The organism is Thalassobacterium sedimentorum (assembly GCF_031127905.1).
GTDB lineage: Bacteria > Verrucomicrobiota > Verrucomicrobiia > Opitutales > Coraliomargaritaceae > Thalassobacterium > Thalassobacterium sedimentorum.
Genome location: NZ_JARXIC010000039.1, coordinates 1 through 18744 on the forward strand (window position 1 = coordinate 1; position 18744 = coordinate 18744).

An 18744-nucleotide genomic window follows, 5' to 3' on the forward strand; every position below is an offset into this window, starting at 1 on the left:
AGGATTTGACGGTGAGTCCCTTGGATATTTTGGAAGGCTCGTCGTAGTCGTGTGCGGGTTATGCGGCCGTGCGGCGTGCTTTGTGAGATGGGAACGTTGAACATTGAACGTTCAACATTGAACATCGAATCTTTTGCGAGGTGGAATACTGGGAACGTTGAACATTGAACGTCCAATACAAAGATGGGCTATAATTGCTGGAGTTGGGATGTGTGCGTGAAGATTAATGTTAATTGAATTTGCTCTTTGGTCAGGCCCGTTATTTTTCCTAGTGCTTTGGCGTACGCTTGTAATTGGGGGCGGTGTTTTTCGGCTGCCTGTGTGATTGTTGTGCCTTCGCGTATGCGGTCGGTTTTATAGTCGATAATTTCGGCCTGCGTGATCTTGCCCGACGCATCCTTATATATGTGGACACGGTCGAAGACCCCGTTGATGAATTGCTCGCCTTCGACATAACTAAAGGCTTTTTCACGCCAGAGTTCGACTGCTTGTGTGGGCTGTGTGAAGAGTGCTTGGATGTCTGGATTCGCAAAGCATTCGTGCAAGAGTGGATCCATCGGGCTTGTTGCCTCTAGCCATGCGATTTGTTCAAAGGCGTCGTGGACTTGTGTGCCAAATTCGGCGGCGTTGGCCTGGTAGTCGAAGAGTGTGCTGGCTTTGAGGCGTGTGTGCTTGTCGCTTGAAGGACGTTGCAGTTGTAGGCGTGGATGGGCGGGCTCGAATTTGGGGTGAATGGGGGGCAGTTCCGGGGGCGTGGACTTGCGGGCTTTCGCCTTAAATGACTGATGCCAATCGGGATCGCCGGTGGCCCAGATTAGGCCTTCGCTGTCGGCTTCGTCGCCGAGGCATTGGCGTAGGTAGTGTACGCTGGAGCGTTTGCTGACTCGGCTGAAATCGCTGATCATGTAGAGCGCGCGCTTGGCGCGTGTCATGCCAACGTAGAGTGTACAGAGATTGCCGAAGTCTTGTTGGCTTTCGCTTTGCGCTTGTAAGCGTGACAATTCGGGGTCGGCGGTCATCAGATCTTTCTTGATCGGTTCCAGTATCCATTGGGCTTTGCCTTGACTGTCCAGCAGGGCACTGATGCGGCGATCGCCGGGGCCGCCGCCTTTATCTTCGTTGACGAGTATGACAATATCGTATTCGAGACCTTTGGATTTGTGAATGGTTTCTACGATCACGGCATCGCCGGGCGCGCAGTCGCCGCTGCTGCTATTTTGTAGGTAGCGATATAGGGCGTCCAGGTCACGACTGTCCTCACTGTCGAAGGCGCGCGCTTTTTCAATGAGTTGATTCAGGCGTGTGCGGTGGCGAGTGTCCTGGGCGGTGAGTTTGGTCAGGATGCGTTGGCAAGCCCAGCGCACTGCGGACTCGTGATTGTCGCGGAGTAAACGGGTGCGCAGTTCATTGGTGGCTGCGAGTAATGAGTCTGCGCCGGTGGAGGCGTCGATGAGTTGGAGAAAGCCTGCGGCGAGTTGATCGCTCGGGTGTGCCGCGTGTCGCAACATGGCGAGCAGTGCGGCTCCGGCGGCATTGTCTTCGGCTGGCTTGACTGCGGAGCCGGTGTGGACGGGGAAGGCGCTGTTTTCACGCAGGTAATCGGCCACTTCGTTGGCGTCTTTATTGCGCCGTACGAGCACGCCGACACTCATGCCACGCTCGATCGGGTTGAGCTGGGTGAGGATTTCGAGTATGCGTTCGTTGCGGGTGGGGCTGTCGTTTTTCTTGGCTTCTAACCAGCAGGCATAGCCGCTGAGTGCTGCGGTGGCTTTGGACGCGGTATGCGGCTTCCAAGCGTTGGCCCAGCGTTGCGCTGCGTCGGGCGAAAAGGTTTCGGCGATGAGTGCGTTGTCTTGGAAGCTGGCATTGACGGCGTCGAGAATCGCCGGGGCTGAGCGCCAAGATTCGGCTAATTGTTGATCGATGATATTGGTATATTGCGCGCGGATGTCGTGAAAGAGACGGTCATCACTGTTGCGCCATAGGTAAAGACATTGCTTGGTGTCGCCGACGTAGAAGAGTGAGCGTTGCCCGGAGGCGTCTTGTAAGATCTCGTCGATTAGATTGCGAACGACGGCCCACTGTGGGCGGCTGGTATCTTGAAATTCGTCGAATAGCCAGTGGTCGAATTGCCCGTCTAAGCGAAAGTCCATCAATTCACGGGCATTGCTGTCTCCGACACCCATGGGGGAGCCGAGAGTTTCGGGGGAGAGCAAGTGCGTGAGGTCGGCAAAGGCGAGTCGCCCCGGGCGGCGCACCAAGCGGTCGTAGTTTTGGTGGTAGGCCTCAAGAATGCGATAGACGCCTTGAGTGTTTTGTAGGGCGCGTTGTAAATGATGCCAGACGATGGCCTTTAAAATGTCGGCTAGGGCCGTGCAGAGCGGGGCCGGCAGGTCGATCTCCTTGCGCACTTTGAGAATGGCTTGCCCGGCCAGGATGTCTCGTGCCACGGCAAAGGCGTTATTGAGCAAGGTATTGAGCTCTTCTTTGACTGGGTAGTTTTGCACCTTGGTCGCGGCGCTCTCGAAGTCGTTTTTTTGCGACTTCATAAAGTCCTCGGGCACGGCAGCGCGCAGGCTGTTGGCCAATTGATCCCAGTCGGGTGCCTGAGCACAGGTCCAGGGGCAACCTTGTGGCCAGATACGCGCGGCTTCGCCCCAGAGTGTGGCTTGAGGGGCGTCCAGATAGAGATTGTAGAGCTGTTCGATGAAATCGGAAACAATGGATTCGACTTTGCGTGCATCGTGTCCGTAGGTGGCCTGTTTGAAGGCCTGCCAAAATTCGTGTAGTTCTTCGTTCAGCTCGCCGGGGCGATGTACGATGCTGTCGCGCACTTCATTGCGCAGGCGCGGCTCGGAGGTCTCGTCGAGTAGGTTGAGGCTGCCGGATAGGCCGAGTTCCAGTGCAAAGGCGGAGACAACGCGAAAGAAAAAGCTGTCGAGCGTCTGCAGGTTGAGTTGGTGCATGCGGCTGATTAAAATGCGCAGCAAATGGTGATAGCGTGCAGCGTCGGCGTCGATTTGTAGTTCTGCGGAGAGCTGGGCGGCCGTTTGGGGGTCGCTGGCGGCGTCGCTGAGTTTCTCGATGATTTTATGAAAGAACTCGCCGGCAGCGGTGCGGGTAAAGGTGAGTGCGATAATACGTTCCGGCTGCTCGGCGAGGTGTAGCAGGTAGATGAAACGGTTGGTCAGCTGGTAAGTCTTACCCGAGCCAGCGGAAGCGGAAATCGCGATGTGTTGAAGTGAGTTCACTGTGAGTTTTTGCAGAATGACTTGGTATGGATTAATTTATTAGGCAGAATCATTGGGGGCAGAATCATTTTATAGGGAAGGTGAGTTACGTTTCGGGTGTTTCTGGAGCTTGCTGATTCACTATTTTCGTAGGAGGACCGATTGGGTGATTGTTCGATTGTTGAAATTGATCCAATTGAAAGATTTGAGGTCTGCTATGGTCAAAAAACGTGTCAGGTGCTTTTTATAAGAAGCAATTCCTTGTGCTTGTGCGATAGCTGTGACTATGAGCGCTTCTGTGTTCGTTAGCATTGGCATTGCTTGAACTCCAATGAATTTCTTTGCATCCCTTAATGAGATTTCTTTGAGCTCACTGTCTAGTAATTGACGAAGTGCGTCACTATACAAGTTGATCGCTAAGTGAGTGCCGAGGTCCGACAGCAGGTCGTGCAGGACTTCGGCGATAGCTGAATCTTCTGCTGTAATTTTAAACTTTGCTCGATCGGATGACCTGAGTGTTGTGGATACAAACCTACTTTGAACTGAGTTTGGGCGGAAATTGATAAGCTTACCGTGTTGTGTATTTGTTAGCAGTAAGTAGTTTAATAGTTGTGCTTCATGCTGAGGTTTTAATTGAGCAGTGGTTTTGGTTTCGAATAGGACACCATCAACAATTAGATCGATGAAATAGGACTTTTGGAATTCTTTGTGAGTGATTCGTATTTCAGACTCTAACTCGCATTGTAGTCCGCGGGATGTCAGTCTATGCAATAAAGTTCGCTGATACACTTTTTCATCCAGTAATCGGCCGATCTCATTGTGTATCTCAAATGCCGATTTCATTACCATGTGATCAATCGCATGGAAATCATCCTGGTGCGTAACCTGAATTATTTTTGAGAAACTTATGGGCATGGAGATCAGGTGGATTTTGGAGGCGGATCAGTAATGATTCTGCCTATAATGATTCTGCCATATCATTTGTTTTCGTGAATTGGTAGTTTTGGAAGGCTTCGGCTTTTACGGAGTTTTCTATGCCGTCGGGGAAGAGGGGGGCGAAGTCGTCGTAATCCTCTCTTAGGTCGGGATTGGGGGGCCAGAATACGCCTGCTTTGATCTGGCGTATCAGGGCTTCGGCACATGCGATGGCGGAGTCTACGTGGCTCTGAGTGAAGTCCTCCCAGGGGGCGATTTCGCTCTTTTCTAAGGTTTTGGCTAAGTTGATATAGGCTACGCGGGGACGTTCTTTGCCGGCTTCTAATTGGGAATACACATAGAGCGGCAACTGTAGGTCGATCCAACGGTAGCGTTTGTTGCCATGTTCGAAGAAGGCTTCCTCAGGCAGGTGTGCGGGAGGCTCTTTGCGTGCCAGGGGGGCGAGGTGCGCTTTTTCGGGGCTCTTGGGGCTGTCGGCAGTTTTGTAGTCGGTTAATTCGATGCGATCGCCGCGCTGATCGATGCGGTCGATCACTCCTCTTAGCTCGATGCCCTCGAGCTTGGCGGAAAACTTGGATTCTGTATGGAGGATTTGAATACTTCCGTTTGTGCGGATGTCTTCGATTTGTCGCTCTACGTAGGCTTGGATACGTGCCAGGATGGCTTCTTTCTGTAGGCGTAATGCGAAGGAGAGTTCGCGTCCAAATTTGTGCTCGATTTCGTTTTCGGCAATCGCATGTAGTTTGGCGATTAGATCGGATGGCTTAGTTTGTGAATCAATGCTGAGGCCTTTGAGCTCGGCTAGAATGGCGTGCAGCAAGGTGCCGAAGGCGGCGGGACTCATTTCACGGGACTCTAGGTCGATTGGGCGCATGTGCATGATGTGCCGTAGGAAAAAGCGGAAGGGGCATTCGAGATAGTTTTTTAGGGCGCTGACTGAAATGCGCTCGGGCAGGGGGAGACCAGGTGGGGGGCTCAACTTCCAAGGGATGGAGTAATCGGTGGGGGGCTCGTTCGTATCGGACTGGGCAAAGAGTGTACGCGTGCGTGGGAGTAGGGTGTCGGCACTGCCAAGAAAGAGTAGGCGCGAGGGTTTGACGGGGCTGCCATCGGCGGCTTTTTGTGGCACCAATATGTCCACCTGGCCGCGTTCACCGGCGCGGCGGCGGCAGATCGCCTCCATTAGATAGGCGTCGCGAGCGAAGCGCTGTTCATTGGTGCGCAGGCCGAATAGGGCGCGCATCGTTTCTGGGAGAAAGGCATCGCCGATGACTGATTCGGGCACTTTACCTTCGTTCAGGCCCATTAAGACGAGTTGCGGCGCGTCGTTCCAAAGTAGTTCGAGCCAGCCGAGTAAGTCGTGTGCCTGGCGTGGGCGGTCGGGGTGCACTTTGGCTTTGCGCAGACCTTGTAGCACCAGACTACGTGCCAGGTCTGTCGAGAGTTTGGGAAAAGTGTCTTCAGCGGTGGCAACTTCGGCGAGAAGTTGTCGCACGGCCTCCGCACGTTCACGCCATGGCTTGGAGGACTCGCCGGTGTCGATTTCGACATCGGCATAAATGTCTTTGAGTGCGTTGGATAGACCTTGGCTAAAGTGTTTGGCTTGTTTGATGGAATACTGCAGGCTTTTGAGCGCTTTGAGAGCGCCGCGCAGGCGTGCATCGTCGGTAAATTGAATGAGTGCATCCAGATCGGCGCACAGGTGGCGTTCGAAGCACTGGTCGAGTTTGCGCAGTAAGTGTGGCTGCGAATCGCTGGCTTGAATATAGGCGAAGCAATCGGGGTGCTGCAGTAGTGTGCGCACGTTGGCAATGTTGGCTTCCTGACTGAGTTGGCAGAGGAGTTCGGTGAGTCGGCCAATGCCTCCAAGGTGCAGGGGCGTGCCTTCGGGGTCGTAGTGCGGAATGTTCTTGCGCGTTAGTTCGTCGGCCAGCAGCGGAGCTAGATCGCTATCGGCGAGGCCAATGAGAATCGATTCCGGCTTTGCGTTGGTGGTCATCGCCGCGACTTCGGTGGCGGCTACCTTGGGCTCGGGGCTGGCTTTGAGTTGGCAGTTCCAACCTTCGAAATCCAGCGCGCGCTGATTCCAGAATTCAGTGTGTGGGCGTCCCCATGAATCAAAGAGCTCGGCGTTGCCATAGGTCCAGACTTCGATGGGCAGCGTATCCACGGTATTGGTCAAGGCCTTGAGTGGCAGTGCCTGTGCATCGGGCGTGGCGATCAGAAGTATGCGCTCGATACCCGGGGGGGCGGTGAACCGCTCGGCGGCTTCGCGGCGTGCTTGTTTGGGATCGAGCAAGCCATGTAAGCTCAGCTGATCGATATAGAGCGCTTCAAGTCGTGCCAGTTCCTGCCAGCGTTCGCTTTCTTGTCCACTTTCGCCGGCGAGTTGGGCTGCTTGGTAGAGCCCGAGGCCTTCCTCGCCGAGTTCGTTGTGTACTTGCATGATACGCTGTGCCATGCCGAACTGCCAATTTACGTCCGGCTCTGGGGCGACGGGAAAGAGTGTTTCAAAGTGGCGTGGATCGATGCTGCTGAGCACCTCAACCCAGGCGGCGGTGACACTCGCTTCGTTTGCGATGGGTGCATGCTTGAGTGCCCGACTCAGCAGCGTATCCGGGGTGAGGATGTCCGGGGGGAGGAGGGCCCGCTTCTGATCGCTGATGGCCACGGCCAAAGCCTCGCGTAGGCGCCGACCGGCTTGGCGCGTCGGCACGATGACCAGTAGGTGACTGAGGTCGAGCAGACTGCCTTCAGTTAATGAAAGCAGTCGCTCGGTAACCGCTGGGAGCAGCGGTTGGTTCCAGTCGAGGCTGTGGGGTGTTATTGTAGGCACTGAGCTGTGGTGATCTTGGAGTCCCGCCTTAAACGGAGGGATTGAGATACTGAGTCATTAGGCTTTGAGCGCTTGATCGAGGTCGGCTAGCAAGTCGTCGATGTCTTCGATGCCGACGGAGAGACGCACGAAGTCTGGTGTGACACCTGCCGCAATTTGCTGCGCCTCGGTCAACTGTGAGTGCGTGGTGGTGGCGGGGTGGATGGCCAGCGATTTGGCATCTCCAATATTGGCGAGATGGCTGAAGAGCTTGAGTTTATCAATGAACTTACCGCCCGCTGCTAGGCCACCTTTGACACCGAAGCCAACCATTGCACCGAATTTGTCCGTATCGAAATACCGTTTCGCGGCGTCATGTTGCGAGCTGTCTTCTAGGCCAGGATAATTGACCCAGCTGACGGCACTATGCGTATCTAAAAACTTGGCCACCTTGAGGGCATTTTCGCAATGACGTTCCATGCGTAGCTGTAAGGTTTCGATCCCCATAATGTGCATGAAGGAATTGAAAGGAGAGGCGCAGTTGCCGACATCGCGCAGCCATTGTAGTCGCATCTTCATGATGTAAGCAATATTGGCTCCACTTGCGGGTTCGAAGGCGCCAAACGCATCCCAGTGGACTAAATCATGATAGCTTGGGTCTGGTTGTGTGAATTCGTTAAAACGGCCACTGCTCCAGTCGAAGTTGCCGCCGTCAACTACGATACCACCAATGCTGGTGCCGTGCCCACCGAGGAACTTGGTCAGGCTGTGCACTACGATGTTGGCGCCATGCTCAAATGGCCGGCAAACACAGGGCGAGGCCACTGTGCTGTCGATGATCAGTGGTAGTTTGGCTTCCTGTGCGACTGCAGAGACCTCTGCAAAAGGGAAAATGTTGAGGCTAGGATTACCTACTGTATCGCCGTAGATAGCTTTCGTTTTAGCATCGATGAGGGGTGCAAAGCTGGCTGGATCAGTGGCATCGGCGAAGCGTACTTCAATGCCGAGCTTGGGCAGGGTGTATTTGAATAGAGTGTAAGTGCCGCCGTAAAGTTGAGCGGCGGAGACGATGTTGTCACCAGCCGAGGCAATATTCAAGATGGCACTGGTGATGGCCGCTTGACCGCTGGAGTGAGCGAGTGCACCCACGCCTCCCTCGAGTGCGGCGACGCGCTTTTCAAGCACATCGGTGGTTGGGTTCATGATACGCGTATAAATATTGCCTAGCTCTTCGAGACCAAAGAGACGTGCAGCATGCGCGGTGTCGTTGAACATATAGCTGGTCGTTTGATAGATCGGGACCGCTCGCGAGCCTGTTTCTTTATCGGGCGTATGCCCTGCGTGAAGTGACCGCGTGCCGAGTCCGGTTTTATTTACTGTTGTCATAATATGTTGTGTTGGGGGTTCCTGCCGCTCGGGACGATGCCCCGGTGGCTTGTTGATTTCAAAGTAAGGTGACCACGTGTGTGAAGTCAAAAACTGTCTATTGAGTGATGCGGGCTCGCGCGTTATTGGCGTCCCAGGTTAGGCCGAGTTCATCGTAGAATTTGGCGGCTTCGCGTAAGATTTCATTGTCAGGGCTGCTATCACGTAATATGCGTTTATATTCACGCAGTGCGTTTGTTTTTTGGCCTTCATCGCGATAGAGGCGTGCCAGAAGTTGTCGTTCTTGAATGCGTTCGGGTTTATCCTTAAGAATGCTTTCCAGCATTTCGATCATCTTGTTGGCATTCATAAGTGGGCTTGGCTCATCACTATTTTGTAGTGTGTGGACTAGTGCCAGTTTGGGTAACCAAGATTCCGGCCATTGTTCTGAGATATCGAACCAAAGTTGCTGACGATCGCTCACATTCAGTGCATAGTTTGAGGTGATCAGAATTTGTACGACGATCACGATCGGAAATATAAAGTACCAAAGGACTTTACCAGTGGCGCCCATGCCGCGGGCAATGCCTCCGACACTGGTGGTGACGAGTGCGATTAGAAAAGGTAGCGCGATGTAGTGAAGGTGGTCTTCATTCGCGAGGCTGCCGTCGAGAAAGCTACCCGTTCTGCAGAGCCCATAGATAATCAACAGCAGATAGCTGGTGAGGCCTAGCAGGATTCCACGGGCCCAGGGCTTTCTAAAGTTGATCGCGATTAAGATATAAAATGGGATAAACAGCAAAAAAGGTAAAAAACTATGCTGAGCTCCGACACTGTAGCCTTTGGATTGGTCAAAGGGATGAAATAGAGAGAGTTCAATCGGAACCAAGGCCTGCTTTAAGTAAAAAAATAGATTTTGTGCATAGATACTGAGCCGATCACTGAAATTGACTTCAAGTCCTGTCTGGGGGGCCTGTGTCCATACGCCGATGAATAGCGCCAAGCATGTTAGGGGCAGGAGACGGTTATAATCTTTCAGGTGAAAAGACGAATTTTGCTGAAAGATACATAGTGCCAGGATCAGTGGTATGACCAAGGTCGCTGGATGGGCTAAATAGGCCATCGTACTAAGGATTAATAGTGCGAAATAGTCCTGTGCGTTGCGATTGCGAACCCCTAGGTAGAGCGCGCTCAGCAGTAAGATTAGTCCAATGAGTTCTTCGCGATAGCCAGTCCAGTAGAGAGTTTGGAGAGCGGCGGGATGGAGGGCGAAGATGAGCGACGCGGAGAACGCGGCTGGTAATTTGAGGGCATCGAGTACTTTTAGGAGTAAAATCGCAGCAACAATATGTAGTATTAAATTAATGCCGTGATGTGTGGCGGCCGCATCGAAAGGGATTTGTTGCTCTAAAAAGTAGGAGCTCAGGCTAATCGGATCTGCAGTCCGAATGTTTGCAGATGATAGCACTTCAGTCCATGATTCCATGCTCTGGTAGGGGCTGCGTCGCACTTCGTCATATTCAGACCATATCAGGTCTGAAGTCAGTATTGGGGCATAGCTACCAATGGTCAGTAAGACCAGCAGGCAGTAGGCGAGCCAGCCGGCGGGTTTCGGTGTTGCTGTCTTGATACGTTTACGCCGTGTTATAGGCGCATCACGCTCGTCAGTGGGCGGTTTGATGAGGGTACCTTGGCGTGGGCGTCGAGGGCTCTTGGGGCTTGAGTCAGGCATTATGGATGTTGGAGGGCAGAGTTAGGATGCTTACGTAGTTTGAGAGCAGTTTGGAGCGCTGTAAGATCGATGCGAGCGCCCGGCTTGACATGATGCTTCTGGTACCAGCCACGATTGGTTTCGACTGCGATTAAAACAGTTGCGTTGGCTGAGGGAACCGAGGTTTCATCATAGGGGAACAGCTTGTGTACCTCAAGTAAGGTCCCGTTGGAGTCGAAATAGCCGATGTCGAGTGGTATCCGGGTGTTACGCATCCAAAAGGCTCTTTGACCTGGTTGGTCGAAGAGGAACAACATACCGTGGTCTTCGGCAAGTGTATCTCGATGCATGAGCCCCTTTTGTTGCTCTGCAGCATTGAGTGCGAGCTGTAATTGCAGCTCGTGCCCATCGATCGTGATGGGAAAGTAGGTCTGGCTGTCTGCCGTAGCGTTGGGGCTCTCTTGTGTGGGCTGACAGGCGACCAGCGTGAGCACCCATAGAGTGAGGAGAATGATAAAATGTTGCTTCATGTTTAAATTATTCAGGTTCCATGCGTGACAGCAGCGAGAGATTACATTGTAAAGAGCATTAGGGCATTCCTGACTAATGAAAAGTAAATCCTCTACAATCCGTCTTCTTTACGCTGCATCTGATTCTTGTGCAGACGCTCTTTATCTTGCTGGAGTTTTTGTTCCGGACCCATATTTGGCGATCATCGCGCAAAAGAAAAGCTATGCAGTCGTCAGTCAACTCGAGTATGGACGTGTCGCAAAACAGTCGAAGTTCGATGAAGTATTGCTATTGGAGTCAATTCGTATCAAAGCTGCTGAGAACCTCCAGATATCCGTGGCGGATGTGGGGCCAGGCGAGCTGATGATTTATTTCGCTCAACGTTTTGCGGTGAAGAAGATTGAAGTACCTGCTGATTTTCCTGCTGTCTATTATGCTAAACTTTATGAGGCAGGCTATCGTGTGGAGATTGTTACGGGCGATTTTTTCCCAAAGCGCGTCAAAAAGTCCGATGCGGAAGCACGTGCGATTAAACAGGGGAATGCGGCCTCAGCGGCGGGGATACGTGCGGCTGAGGCGGTGCTCCGTGCGGCAAGTATTGAAGGGAATCGTATTCTTTATGAAGGCCGAACACTGACATCAGAGCGTTTGCGTAGTGTGATTGATCAAGCATGCCTACAAAAAGGGGCGACTGCGAGTCATACCATCGTGGCTGGGGGGCGTCAGGGGTGTGATCCTCACGAGGTCGGGCATGGACCTTTGCGACCTCATCAATTGATCATTGTGGATGTCTTTCCGCGGGTGCAAAAGACTGGATACCATGGGGATATGACGCGAACTTTCTTAAAGGGGAAGGCTAGTTCCGCGCAAAGAGCGCTGGTTGCAGCTGTACATAAAGCGCAGCAAGCCGCGATGGACTGTGTCAAAGCCGGAGTGAAAGGAGAGACGGTACATGCTGCAGCGAGTGCAAGTTTTGAGGCTCAGGGGTTCATAACTGAGCGTCGTCAGACAGGCTTCGTAGGCTTCATCCATTCCACCGGTCACGGCTTGGGGCTGGATGTGCATGAGGCTCCCAGGGTTTCCAAGGGGGCGCCGAAATTAAAGGAAGGCAGCGTCATTACCATCGAGCCAGGCCTCTATTATCCCGAAATTGGAGCTTGTCGCATCGAAGATGTCGTTCGGGTGACTAAAGGGGGCTATGAAAAACTGTCGAACATGCATTATCGATGGGAGATTCGTTAATCTCGTTTTCTTGACTATAGCATGCTTCGAGCGTGGCGTACATAAAAAGCCGCTCGAAGTCTGGTGACTTCGAGCGGCGGTCTCGTAAATTGTATTGCTGTCGCAGCTTAGAATGCGAATTGGTACTTTGCGAGCCGTTGAGCAATTTCGTTCGCGATTTCTTTTTCCTTGTCTTCGCCCTTGGCTGCAAATGTGACGGAAAAGCGGACAAAACGACCACAATCATCCCAAGGCACTGTGCTGATTAGTTCGTTGGTGATCAGCCATTGGCTAAAGGCTTCGCCTGAGTCAAATTCTGTGGTTTGACCGTCGACAGTCGCCGATTTAGGTGCCGCTACATAGAGGAAGAAGCTGCCTTTAGGTTTTTTCGCGTTGAAGCCATTTTGATTGATTGCATCAACCAGTAGATCCATGCGTCGCGAATATTTCGCAGCGATTTCGTCTGTGATTTGTGGGTTGGCGAGTGCGACGGCGCCGGCCTTTTGGATTGCTAAGAACTGACCGGAATCGGAATTATCCTTCATATCAGCATAGGCTTGTACGATCAGTGGATTTCCGACCACGAAACCAATGCGCCAACCTGTCATATTGTAGCTTTTGGACAGAGAATGCAGCTCGATCGCGACATCTTTGGCGCCCGGCACTTGGAAGATGGAGACTGGCTTGCCTTCGAAAATGAGCGATGCGTAGGCTGCATCTTGCAAAATGATCAAATTATTGGCTTTGGCAAATGCGACTGCTTTCTCGAAAAACTCCAGTGTGGCGGAAGCACCAGTGGGATTGTTCGGGTAGTTGAGTACCATGATCTTGGCTTTGGCGCAGACATCGGCTGGTACGGCATCCAAGTCAGGTAGAAAATTATTTTCTTCGCGCAGTTCCATGTTGTGCACGTGACCGCCCAAATATTTGGCATGTGTGCCGAGCACTGGGTAGCCAGGCACGGTCATTAGTACGTAATCGCCAGGGTTGATGAAGCAGGCCGGGATCATGGACAGTGCTGTCTTGGAGCCGATGGAGTGAACCACTTCGGTGGCAGCGTCGATATCGTTAACGCCAAAAACATCCGACATATATTGAGCGGCAGCTTGCTTGAATTCATCGCCCCCGTTGTCAGCGTAACCACGGTTTTCAGATTTTGCGGCTTCTTCTTGTAGGGTCTGAATGACAATCGGAAAAGCCATTTCGTCGGGCTCACCCACGCCCATATCGATTAAGTCGACGTCTGGCTTGGCTGCTTTGGCCGCCTTTTTTGCGCGTTTGATCTTCTCAAACTTGTAGATGGCAGTGGACTTGCCGTATTGGTTGCCACCGATGCGTTCGGCGAAGAGTTCTTGGATATATGGGTCGCTCATATTGAATCTTTGTGGTATTGGTATGTGTTAAGTTCTGATTATGATTGTGAAAAACTGCATAACATAGCTAATCTGTGAAAAAATCTTGTTATGCAGACAATACAATCGGTAAACGAAATGCAATCTCACGCCATCGGCTTGCGCTCTAGCGGGCGCCTGATCGGGCTAGTTCCCACTATGGGGTGCCTGCACGAGGGGCATCTGTCTCTGATTGATATTGCCAAGGAAAAGGCTGATAAGGTCATTGTTTCGATTTTTGTCAACCCCACCCAGTTTGGACCTAGCGAAGATTACGATAAATATCCGCGTATGTTGGATGCGGATATCGAAAAATGCCGAGCTCGAGGCGCAGATATTGTTTTCAATCCGTCGGTGGAGGACATGTACCCGCAGGGCTATTCCACTTATGTGAATGAGGAGCGTATTAGCGCCGGCTTATGTGGCGTGTCACGGCCACATCATTTCAGGGGGGTGACTACGGTGTGCATGAAGCTTTTTAATATTACACGTCCTGACATTGCAGTATTTGGTCAGAAGGATGCACAGCAGTGCGCCGTCATCAAAAAAATGGTGGCTGATCTCAATATTCCAGCTGAAATTGTTATTGGTGAGACCCAGCGAGATGCGGATGGCATGGCAACGAGTTCACGGAATGCGTATCTGACTGAGGTGCAACGCAGTGAGGCGAGTAATATTAGTAAGTCCTTACTGATGGCTAAGGATATGGTTGCGAATGGCACCCGCAGTGTGGATCGCATTGTGGCTGAGGTGACGCACCATCTCTTGCTCTCGCGTCGTATTCGCGTGATTTATGTGCAGGTGGTCGATCGTGAGACGATGGTTCCAGCGCGTGAAATTATTCCAGGTGAACAATTGCTCTGTGTCGCCGCTTGGGCTGAGCAGACTCGCCTGATTGACAATATCAAACTTTAATCGCATGTCTAAATTTTACGATGCGATCGTTGTCGGCAGTGGAATTGCTGGCCTGAGCTTTGCGTTGAAAATCGCTGAAGCCGGGCACCGTGTGGCCATTATTACTAAAAAAAATTCGGCAGATTCCAATACCAATTACGCCCAAGGTGGAATTGCGGCGGTGACCTCGCAGACAGATGATGTCGACATGCATGTGGCCGACACACTGGATGCTGGTGATGGTCTATGTGACGAACATGTGGTGCGTGAGATTTTAAAGGATGGGGCAGCCAGTATTGATGAACTGGCACGTCGAGGTGTGGCGTTTACACAGCTTGATGATGGTCGTGTCTCACTCGGCAAAGAGGGAGGGCATTCCAAAAGACGGATACTGCATGTTAAAGACGTTACAGGTAAAGCCATTGAGCAGGCGCTCATTTTTGGGATTACTGAGTCGGCGAATATTGATGTGCTAGAGCATCATTTTGCGATTGAATTGATCACTGCGAGTAAGGTGCGCAAAGCTCGTGAGGGTGCGCCGGATGATAAAGTGCTGGGCGTGTATGCGCTCAATAGCATGACTGATCAAGTCGAGACATATGCCGCCTCGGCGGTTCTCTTGGCAACTGGCGGCATCGGACAGGTATATCAATTCACCACTAATCCTTCCATCGCTACGGGGGACGGCATTGCCATGGCGTATCGGGCGGGCGTCGAAATTCGTAATATGGAATTCACTCAATTCCATCCGACGGCACTCTATGCCAATGATTCGGATCGTTTTTTGATCAGTGAGGCCGTGCGCGGGGAAGGAGCAATCTTGCGCAATTTCGCAGGTGAGGCCTTTATGGGGCGCTACGACCGGCGTAAGGATCTGGCTCCACGCGATATTGTGGCGCGTGCGATCGATTCAGAGATGAAGCAGTCCGGCGCTCCGCATGTGTGGCTGGATGCACGTGGCGAATCCGCTGAAGTGATTCGTGACCGTTTTCCAAATATATACGATCACTGTGCAGCATTAGGGATTCATTTAGAGAAAGATATGATTCCAGTGGTGCCTGCCGCACACTATCTGTGTGGAGGGGTGAAAACCAATTTGAATAGTGAGACTTCGCTGCAGGGTTTATATGCCTGCGGGGAGGTGGCCTGCACCGGCTTGCATGGCGCCAATCGCCTGGCCAGTAATTCACTTTTGGAGGCAGTGGTGATGGCGACCCGTGGCGCGGAAGCGCTGAAACGCTATCTATCGAAAGCGGAGCCTGAATCATTCGAGCTGCCCGATTGGAAGGACGGAGACTTGCGAGACTCGGATGAGCGAGTGATTCTATCGCATAATTTAGATGAGTTGAAGCGCACGCTGTGGGATTATGTAGCCATCGTTCGCACGACTAAGCGTTTGCAGCGGGCGCGTACTCGAATTCAAAATTTGGAGCGTGAAATTAACGAATATTATTGGAATTTTAAAGTCGATGAAAGTCTACTGCAGTTGAGAAATATGATTTTAGTGGCAGGTTTAATCATCGATTGTGCCTTACAGCGTAAAGAAAGCCGTGGATTGCATTATACTTTGGATTACCCAAATAAGTGTGAAAGGGCCGAAGATACTAAAGTCAGTAAGATTTGATGAAGACATTTGATTTAGGACGATGGACACTAGTGGGGCCCGGAGCTGTGGGACTGTATTATGGTGGACGTATCGTGGGGCCGAATCGTCGCTTGAGTGTTTTAGCCCGCAGTGATGCGGACACACTTGCGGCAGACGGTATTCGCATCGCAATGGTCAATCCACGTAACGGTGAGCATATGGAGACGATGGAAGTGTCGTTGGATGACGTGACGCGCGATGCTACGAAGATGCCGCCTACCGACTGTGTGATCATTGCGGCCAAATCCACAGTCAATGAGCAAATAACTGAGTCACTGCGCTCTATCGTAGAGCCTGGGCACACCATTCTTCTTTGCCTTCAAAATGGCATGGGCAACGCAGAGTTTTTTGCGAAGCATTTTCCTGATAACCCGGTACTGGCTGGGCTTTGTTTTGTCTGTGTGAATCGTACGGCACCTGGTTACGTTGAAAACTATCATCCGGGGCGTGTTGAAATTGGTTCTTTGCGGGATCGCTGGCCTGAAGCTGCTCAGGCAGTGGTTGAGGTTTTTAATCATTCAGGTGTGTTAACGACGCATGCACCGCAGCTGGATTCTGCACTGTGGCGGAAATTATGCTGGAATGTGCCGTTCAATGGTTTGTCTATCGCAGCAGGCGGCATCACCACTGACAAAATTTTGGCCGCCCCTGAACTCGTTCAACGCTCGCGGATACTGATGGAGGAAGTGCGTGCCGCGGCACAACTGGCTGGTCACGCTATTTCCGATAAATTTATCTCAGGTCAGTTTGCTGTTACAGAAAAAATGGGTGCCTATAAGCCATCATCATTGATTGATTACTTAGCTCAGAAGCCAGTTGAGTTAGAATCCATTTGGGGAGAGCCTTTACGACGCGGTCAGGCTCTTGGCGCAGCTATGCCCGAATTGGATAAGTTATATCAAGAATTGCAGGGTTTGTTGGCGGGTGCTTGATCGGCGCATCTTTCGGCGCGGTGGCAGCATCCGTCGTGCTGCGCGGCTGTGGTAATCAGGTGATTCGGATTGTCTTGATATCATGGGCAGCAGTTCTGTTAATTATTGTTATGAGTGAAGCTAAAAAAGGATGTTGTGCGCCACAGCGCAGTCAGGATAGGCAGTCACCAGTGCTTGATCTTAGATTTAGCGAGCCGCCGGCTTCGCTAGGTTCAACTCAAGGCATGATTCATGTTGAGGGGGGACGATTTCGGATTGGTTACGAAGGTCCTGGTGCATGGGTGGCGGATGGAGAGGGACCTGTGCGCGAGATTATACTCGATAGTTATTGGTTGGATCAAACTGCGGTGACCAATGCGCAATTTGCTGAATTTGTTGCTGCCACTGGCTATGTGACGGAGTCGGAGAAATTCGGTTGGGCTTATGTGTTTATCGGGCAACTCTCAAATTCGAAGCAGCGTAAGTTACGTGAGAGTCACAGTGTGCAGGGGTTACAATGGTGGTACGCAATAGACGGGGCGCAGTGGCGTAAGCCTGAAGGTGCTGGATCTAATATCAAAAAGCGTATGGACCATCCTGTGGTGAGTGTGTCATGGAACGATGCCCTGGCGTATGCTCATTGGGCGGGGAAGCGTTTGCCAACCGAAGCGGAGTGGGAGGTGGCCGCACGGGGGATCGACAATGTACAAACCATGTATCCATGGGGAACCGAGTTGGAGCCTGGTGGTAAGCATCGCTGTAATGTTTGGCAGGGCAATTTTCCGGAGAACAATTCCGAGGCAGATGGCTATGCCTGGACGGCACCAGTCACCGCTTATCGCAAATATGATAACGGATTCTATAATTTGCTGGGTAATGTGTGGGAATGGTGCGCGGATTGGTTTCATCCGACCTGGCATGCCAGCGAAAGCGAGGCGACCCGTATCAATCCTAAAGGCCCCAACAGCGGCGATAGTCGGGTGATGAAAGGTGGCTCATTTTTATGCCATGAGAGCTATTGCAATCGCTATCGGCTTGGTGCTCGCACTGCGAATACACCTGATTCAGCGACGACCAACCTAGGTTTCCGTTGCGCGCGCGATGCTTGAAGGCCGGTTGAGCAAACGCAATGAAGCGTATGCACTGCAAGTGTAGGGGAGGATCGGGGCAAGCTCAACCCAGGCCGCTTCGGTCGGAAAATGCACTGAAAATGCACTAACTGTATTCGGTTTAGGCCTCATCTGAGGCCGCATCGGCGATTAGGCGAATATAGGCTTTGACTGCTTGGGTTTGGGCGGCATGGGCGTCGCATTGGCGAAATGCGTGTTTGTAAACCCTAGTTTCGAGACCAATTAAATCGTGCCATACCTGTACTTGTCCATCGCAATTCAGACCCGCTCCGATGCCAATAACTGGAATGTTAAGTGATTGGCTCACCCGTTGGGCCACTGCGGTTGGTACGAGTTCTAATATGATGCCAACCGCTCCCGCCGCTTCCAGCTGTATGCATTCTGCAACCAGTTGCTCAGCTGATTCGCTATCTTTGGCTTGCATGGATGGTTTTTCAATCAGTTGCGGTGTGAAGCCCAGGTGTGCCCAACCATCTACCGCTGATGCTGCCAGGGCTTTAAAGACATCCGGTTTAAAACCTTCGACTTTAACACCGTCGACGCCATCTTGCCGGAGTTGTTCGGTAGCATCCATTATACTGGTGAGATCGCGGGACGCGGCATAGGGAATATCTGCGAGTAGGTAGGCATGTTCGATGCCGCGAGCCACTGCGCGCACATGGTGGCGCATTTCCTGTAAGTTCAGGTCATTTTGATGTGCGTAACCCAGCACATTGGTGGCTAGGCTGTCGCCGACAAAGATTATATCAATGCCACAGGCATCTTGTATCTTGGCGGACGGATAATCGTAACAGGTGAGCATCGATATCTTGATGCCGTCCTGCTTGAGTTTGCTAAATCTGGATGCCTGCTTCATATGAATTGGATACATTTCATAGCTAGTGTGAGACAGTCACGCAGAATATTAAGCAGGCAAATGGCAATTTAAAATGACATGCTTTACGACTTATTACTAGCGCGGAGAGTGGAGTTTCGGCTACGATTT

General features: G+C 52.0%; 13 protein-coding genes. 5 read left to right on the forward strand and 8 right to left on the reverse strand.

Features of this window, described 5'->3' with window-relative positions; genetic code table 11:
• Positions 1 to 188 precede the first annotated feature (188 nt).
• The 6 genes from QEH59_RS16010 to QEH59_RS16035 form a co-directional block, all read right to left on the reverse strand.
• Positions 189 to 3251, reverse strand: coding sequence for a UvrD-helicase domain-containing protein (locus QEH59_RS16010; protein WP_308986392.1), 3063 nt, complete (start codon positions 3249 to 3251; stop codon positions 189 to 191).
• 120 nt (positions 3252 to 3371) lie between these two features.
• Entirely contained in the window at positions 3372 to 4145 is a 774-nt protein-coding gene (locus QEH59_RS16015; protein WP_308986393.1) for a GxxExxY protein, read from the reverse strand.
• Between the two features lie 43 nt (positions 4146 to 4188).
• Entirely contained in the window at positions 4189 to 7002 is a 2814-nt protein-coding gene (locus QEH59_RS16020; protein ID WP_308986394.1) for a PD-(D/E)XK nuclease family protein, read from the reverse strand.
• 57 nt (positions 7003 to 7059) lie between these two features.
• Positions 7060 to 8367: an O-acetylhomoserine aminocarboxypropyltransferase/cysteine synthase family protein gene (locus QEH59_RS16025; RefSeq protein ID WP_308986395.1), complete on the reverse strand. Its 1308-nt coding sequence runs from the start codon at positions 8365 to 8367 to the stop codon at positions 7060 to 7062.
• 97 nt (positions 8368 to 8464) lie between these two features.
• Positions 8465 to 10078, reverse strand: a complete 1614-nt coding sequence (locus QEH59_RS16030; RefSeq protein WP_308986396.1) for a tetratricopeptide repeat protein — start codon at positions 10076 to 10078, stop codon at positions 8465 to 8467.
• Complete coding sequence (locus QEH59_RS16035; protein WP_308986397.1) at positions 10078 to 10587, reverse strand: DUF192 domain-containing protein; 510 nt, start codon at positions 10585 to 10587, stop codon at positions 10078 to 10080. Before QEH59_RS16035 ends, QEH59_RS16030 begins: the two co-directional genes overlap by 1 nt.
• A gap of 76 nt (positions 10588 to 10663) precedes the next feature.
• Here QEH59_RS16035 and QEH59_RS16040 point away from each other — a divergent pair, with 76 nt between their 5' ends.
• Positions 10664 to 11809 (forward strand): M24 family metallopeptidase, encoded by a 1146-nt coding sequence (locus tag QEH59_RS16040; protein ID WP_308986398.1) that lies wholly within the window; start codon positions 10664 to 10666, stop codon positions 11807 to 11809.
• A gap of 107 nt (positions 11810 to 11916) precedes the next feature.
• On the opposite strand, the gene QEH59_RS16045 is transcribed toward QEH59_RS16040, so the two are convergent.
• Positions 11917 to 13161, reverse strand: coding sequence for an LL-diaminopimelate aminotransferase (locus QEH59_RS16045; protein ID WP_308986399.1), 1245 nt, complete (start codon positions 13159 to 13161; stop codon positions 11917 to 11919).
• Positions 13162 to 13251: 90 nt separating this feature from the next.
• Between QEH59_RS16045 and panC the strand changes: the two genes are divergently transcribed.
• The 4 genes from panC (at position 13252) to QEH59_RS16065 (ending at position 17738) form a co-directional block, all read left to right on the forward strand.
• Positions 13252 to 14094 carry a pantoate--beta-alanine ligase gene (panC, locus tag QEH59_RS16050; RefSeq protein ID WP_308986400.1) on the forward strand — a complete coding sequence of 281 codons (843 nt, stop codon included), beginning with the start codon at positions 13252 to 13254 and terminating at the stop codon, positions 14092 to 14094.
• Positions 14095 to 14098: 4 nt separating this feature from the next.
• Positions 14099 to 15697 carry an L-aspartate oxidase gene (gene nadB, locus QEH59_RS16055; protein WP_308986401.1) on the forward strand — a complete coding sequence of 533 codons (1599 nt, stop codon included), beginning with the start codon at positions 14099 to 14101 and terminating at the stop codon, positions 15695 to 15697.
• Entirely contained in the window at positions 15697 to 16650 is a 954-nt protein-coding gene (locus QEH59_RS16060) for a ketopantoate reductase family protein (protein WP_308986402.1), read from the forward strand. The genes nadB and QEH59_RS16060 overlap by 1 nt, the downstream gene beginning before the upstream one ends.
• A gap of 110 nt (positions 16651 to 16760) precedes the next feature.
• Complete coding sequence (locus QEH59_RS16065; RefSeq protein WP_486679437.1) at positions 16761 to 17738, forward strand: formylglycine-generating enzyme family protein; 978 nt, start codon at positions 16761 to 16763, stop codon at positions 17736 to 17738.
• 121 nt (positions 17739 to 17859) lie between these two features.
• On the opposite strand, the gene QEH59_RS16070 is transcribed toward QEH59_RS16065, so the two are convergent.
• Positions 17860 to 18630 carry a 3-methyl-2-oxobutanoate hydroxymethyltransferase gene (locus QEH59_RS16070; RefSeq protein WP_308986404.1) on the reverse strand — a complete coding sequence of 257 codons (771 nt, stop codon included), beginning with the start codon at positions 18628 to 18630 and terminating at the stop codon, positions 17860 to 17862.
• Positions 18631 to 18744: the final 114 nt, after the last annotated feature.

Excerpts from the sequence above, each read along its gene's own strand:
- QEH59_RS16015 (WP_308986393.1), bottom strand. The coding sequence starts at position 4,145 with ATGCCCATAAGTTTCTCAAAAATAATTCAGGTTACGCACCAGGATGAT.
- QEH59_RS16025 (WP_308986395.1), bottom strand. The coding sequence starts at position 8,367 with ATGACAACAGTAAATAAAACCGGACTCGGCACGCGGTCACTTCACGCA.
- QEH59_RS16030 (WP_308986396.1), bottom strand. The coding sequence starts at position 10,078 with ATGCCTGACTCAAGCCCCAAGAGCCCTCGACGCCCACGCCAAGGTACC.
- QEH59_RS16035 (WP_308986397.1), bottom strand. The coding sequence starts at position 10,587 with ATGAAGCAACATTTTATCATTCTCCTCACTCTATGGGTGCTCACGCTG.
- QEH59_RS16040 (WP_308986398.1), top strand. The coding sequence starts at position 10,664 with ATGAAAAGTAAATCCTCTACAATCCGTCTTCTTTACGCTGCATCTGAT.
- QEH59_RS16045 (WP_308986399.1), bottom strand. The coding sequence starts at position 13,161 with ATGAGCGACCCATATATCCAAGAACTCTTCGCCGAACGCATCGGTGGC.
- panC (WP_308986400.1), top strand. The coding sequence starts at position 13,252 with ATGCAGACAATACAATCGGTAAACGAAATGCAATCTCACGCCATCGGC.
- nadB (WP_308986401.1), top strand. The coding sequence starts at position 14,099 with ATGTCTAAATTTTACGATGCGATCGTTGTCGGCAGTGGAATTGCTGGC.
- QEH59_RS16060 (WP_308986402.1), top strand. The coding sequence starts at position 15,697 with ATGAAGACATTTGATTTAGGACGATGGACACTAGTGGGGCCCGGAGCT.
- QEH59_RS16065 (WP_486679437.1), top strand. The coding sequence starts at position 16,761 with ATGAGTGAAGCTAAAAAAGGATGTTGTGCGCCACAGCGCAGTCAGGAT.
- QEH59_RS16070 (WP_308986404.1), bottom strand. The coding sequence starts at position 18,630 with ATGTATCCAATTCATATGAAGCAGGCATCCAGATTTAGCAAACTCAAG.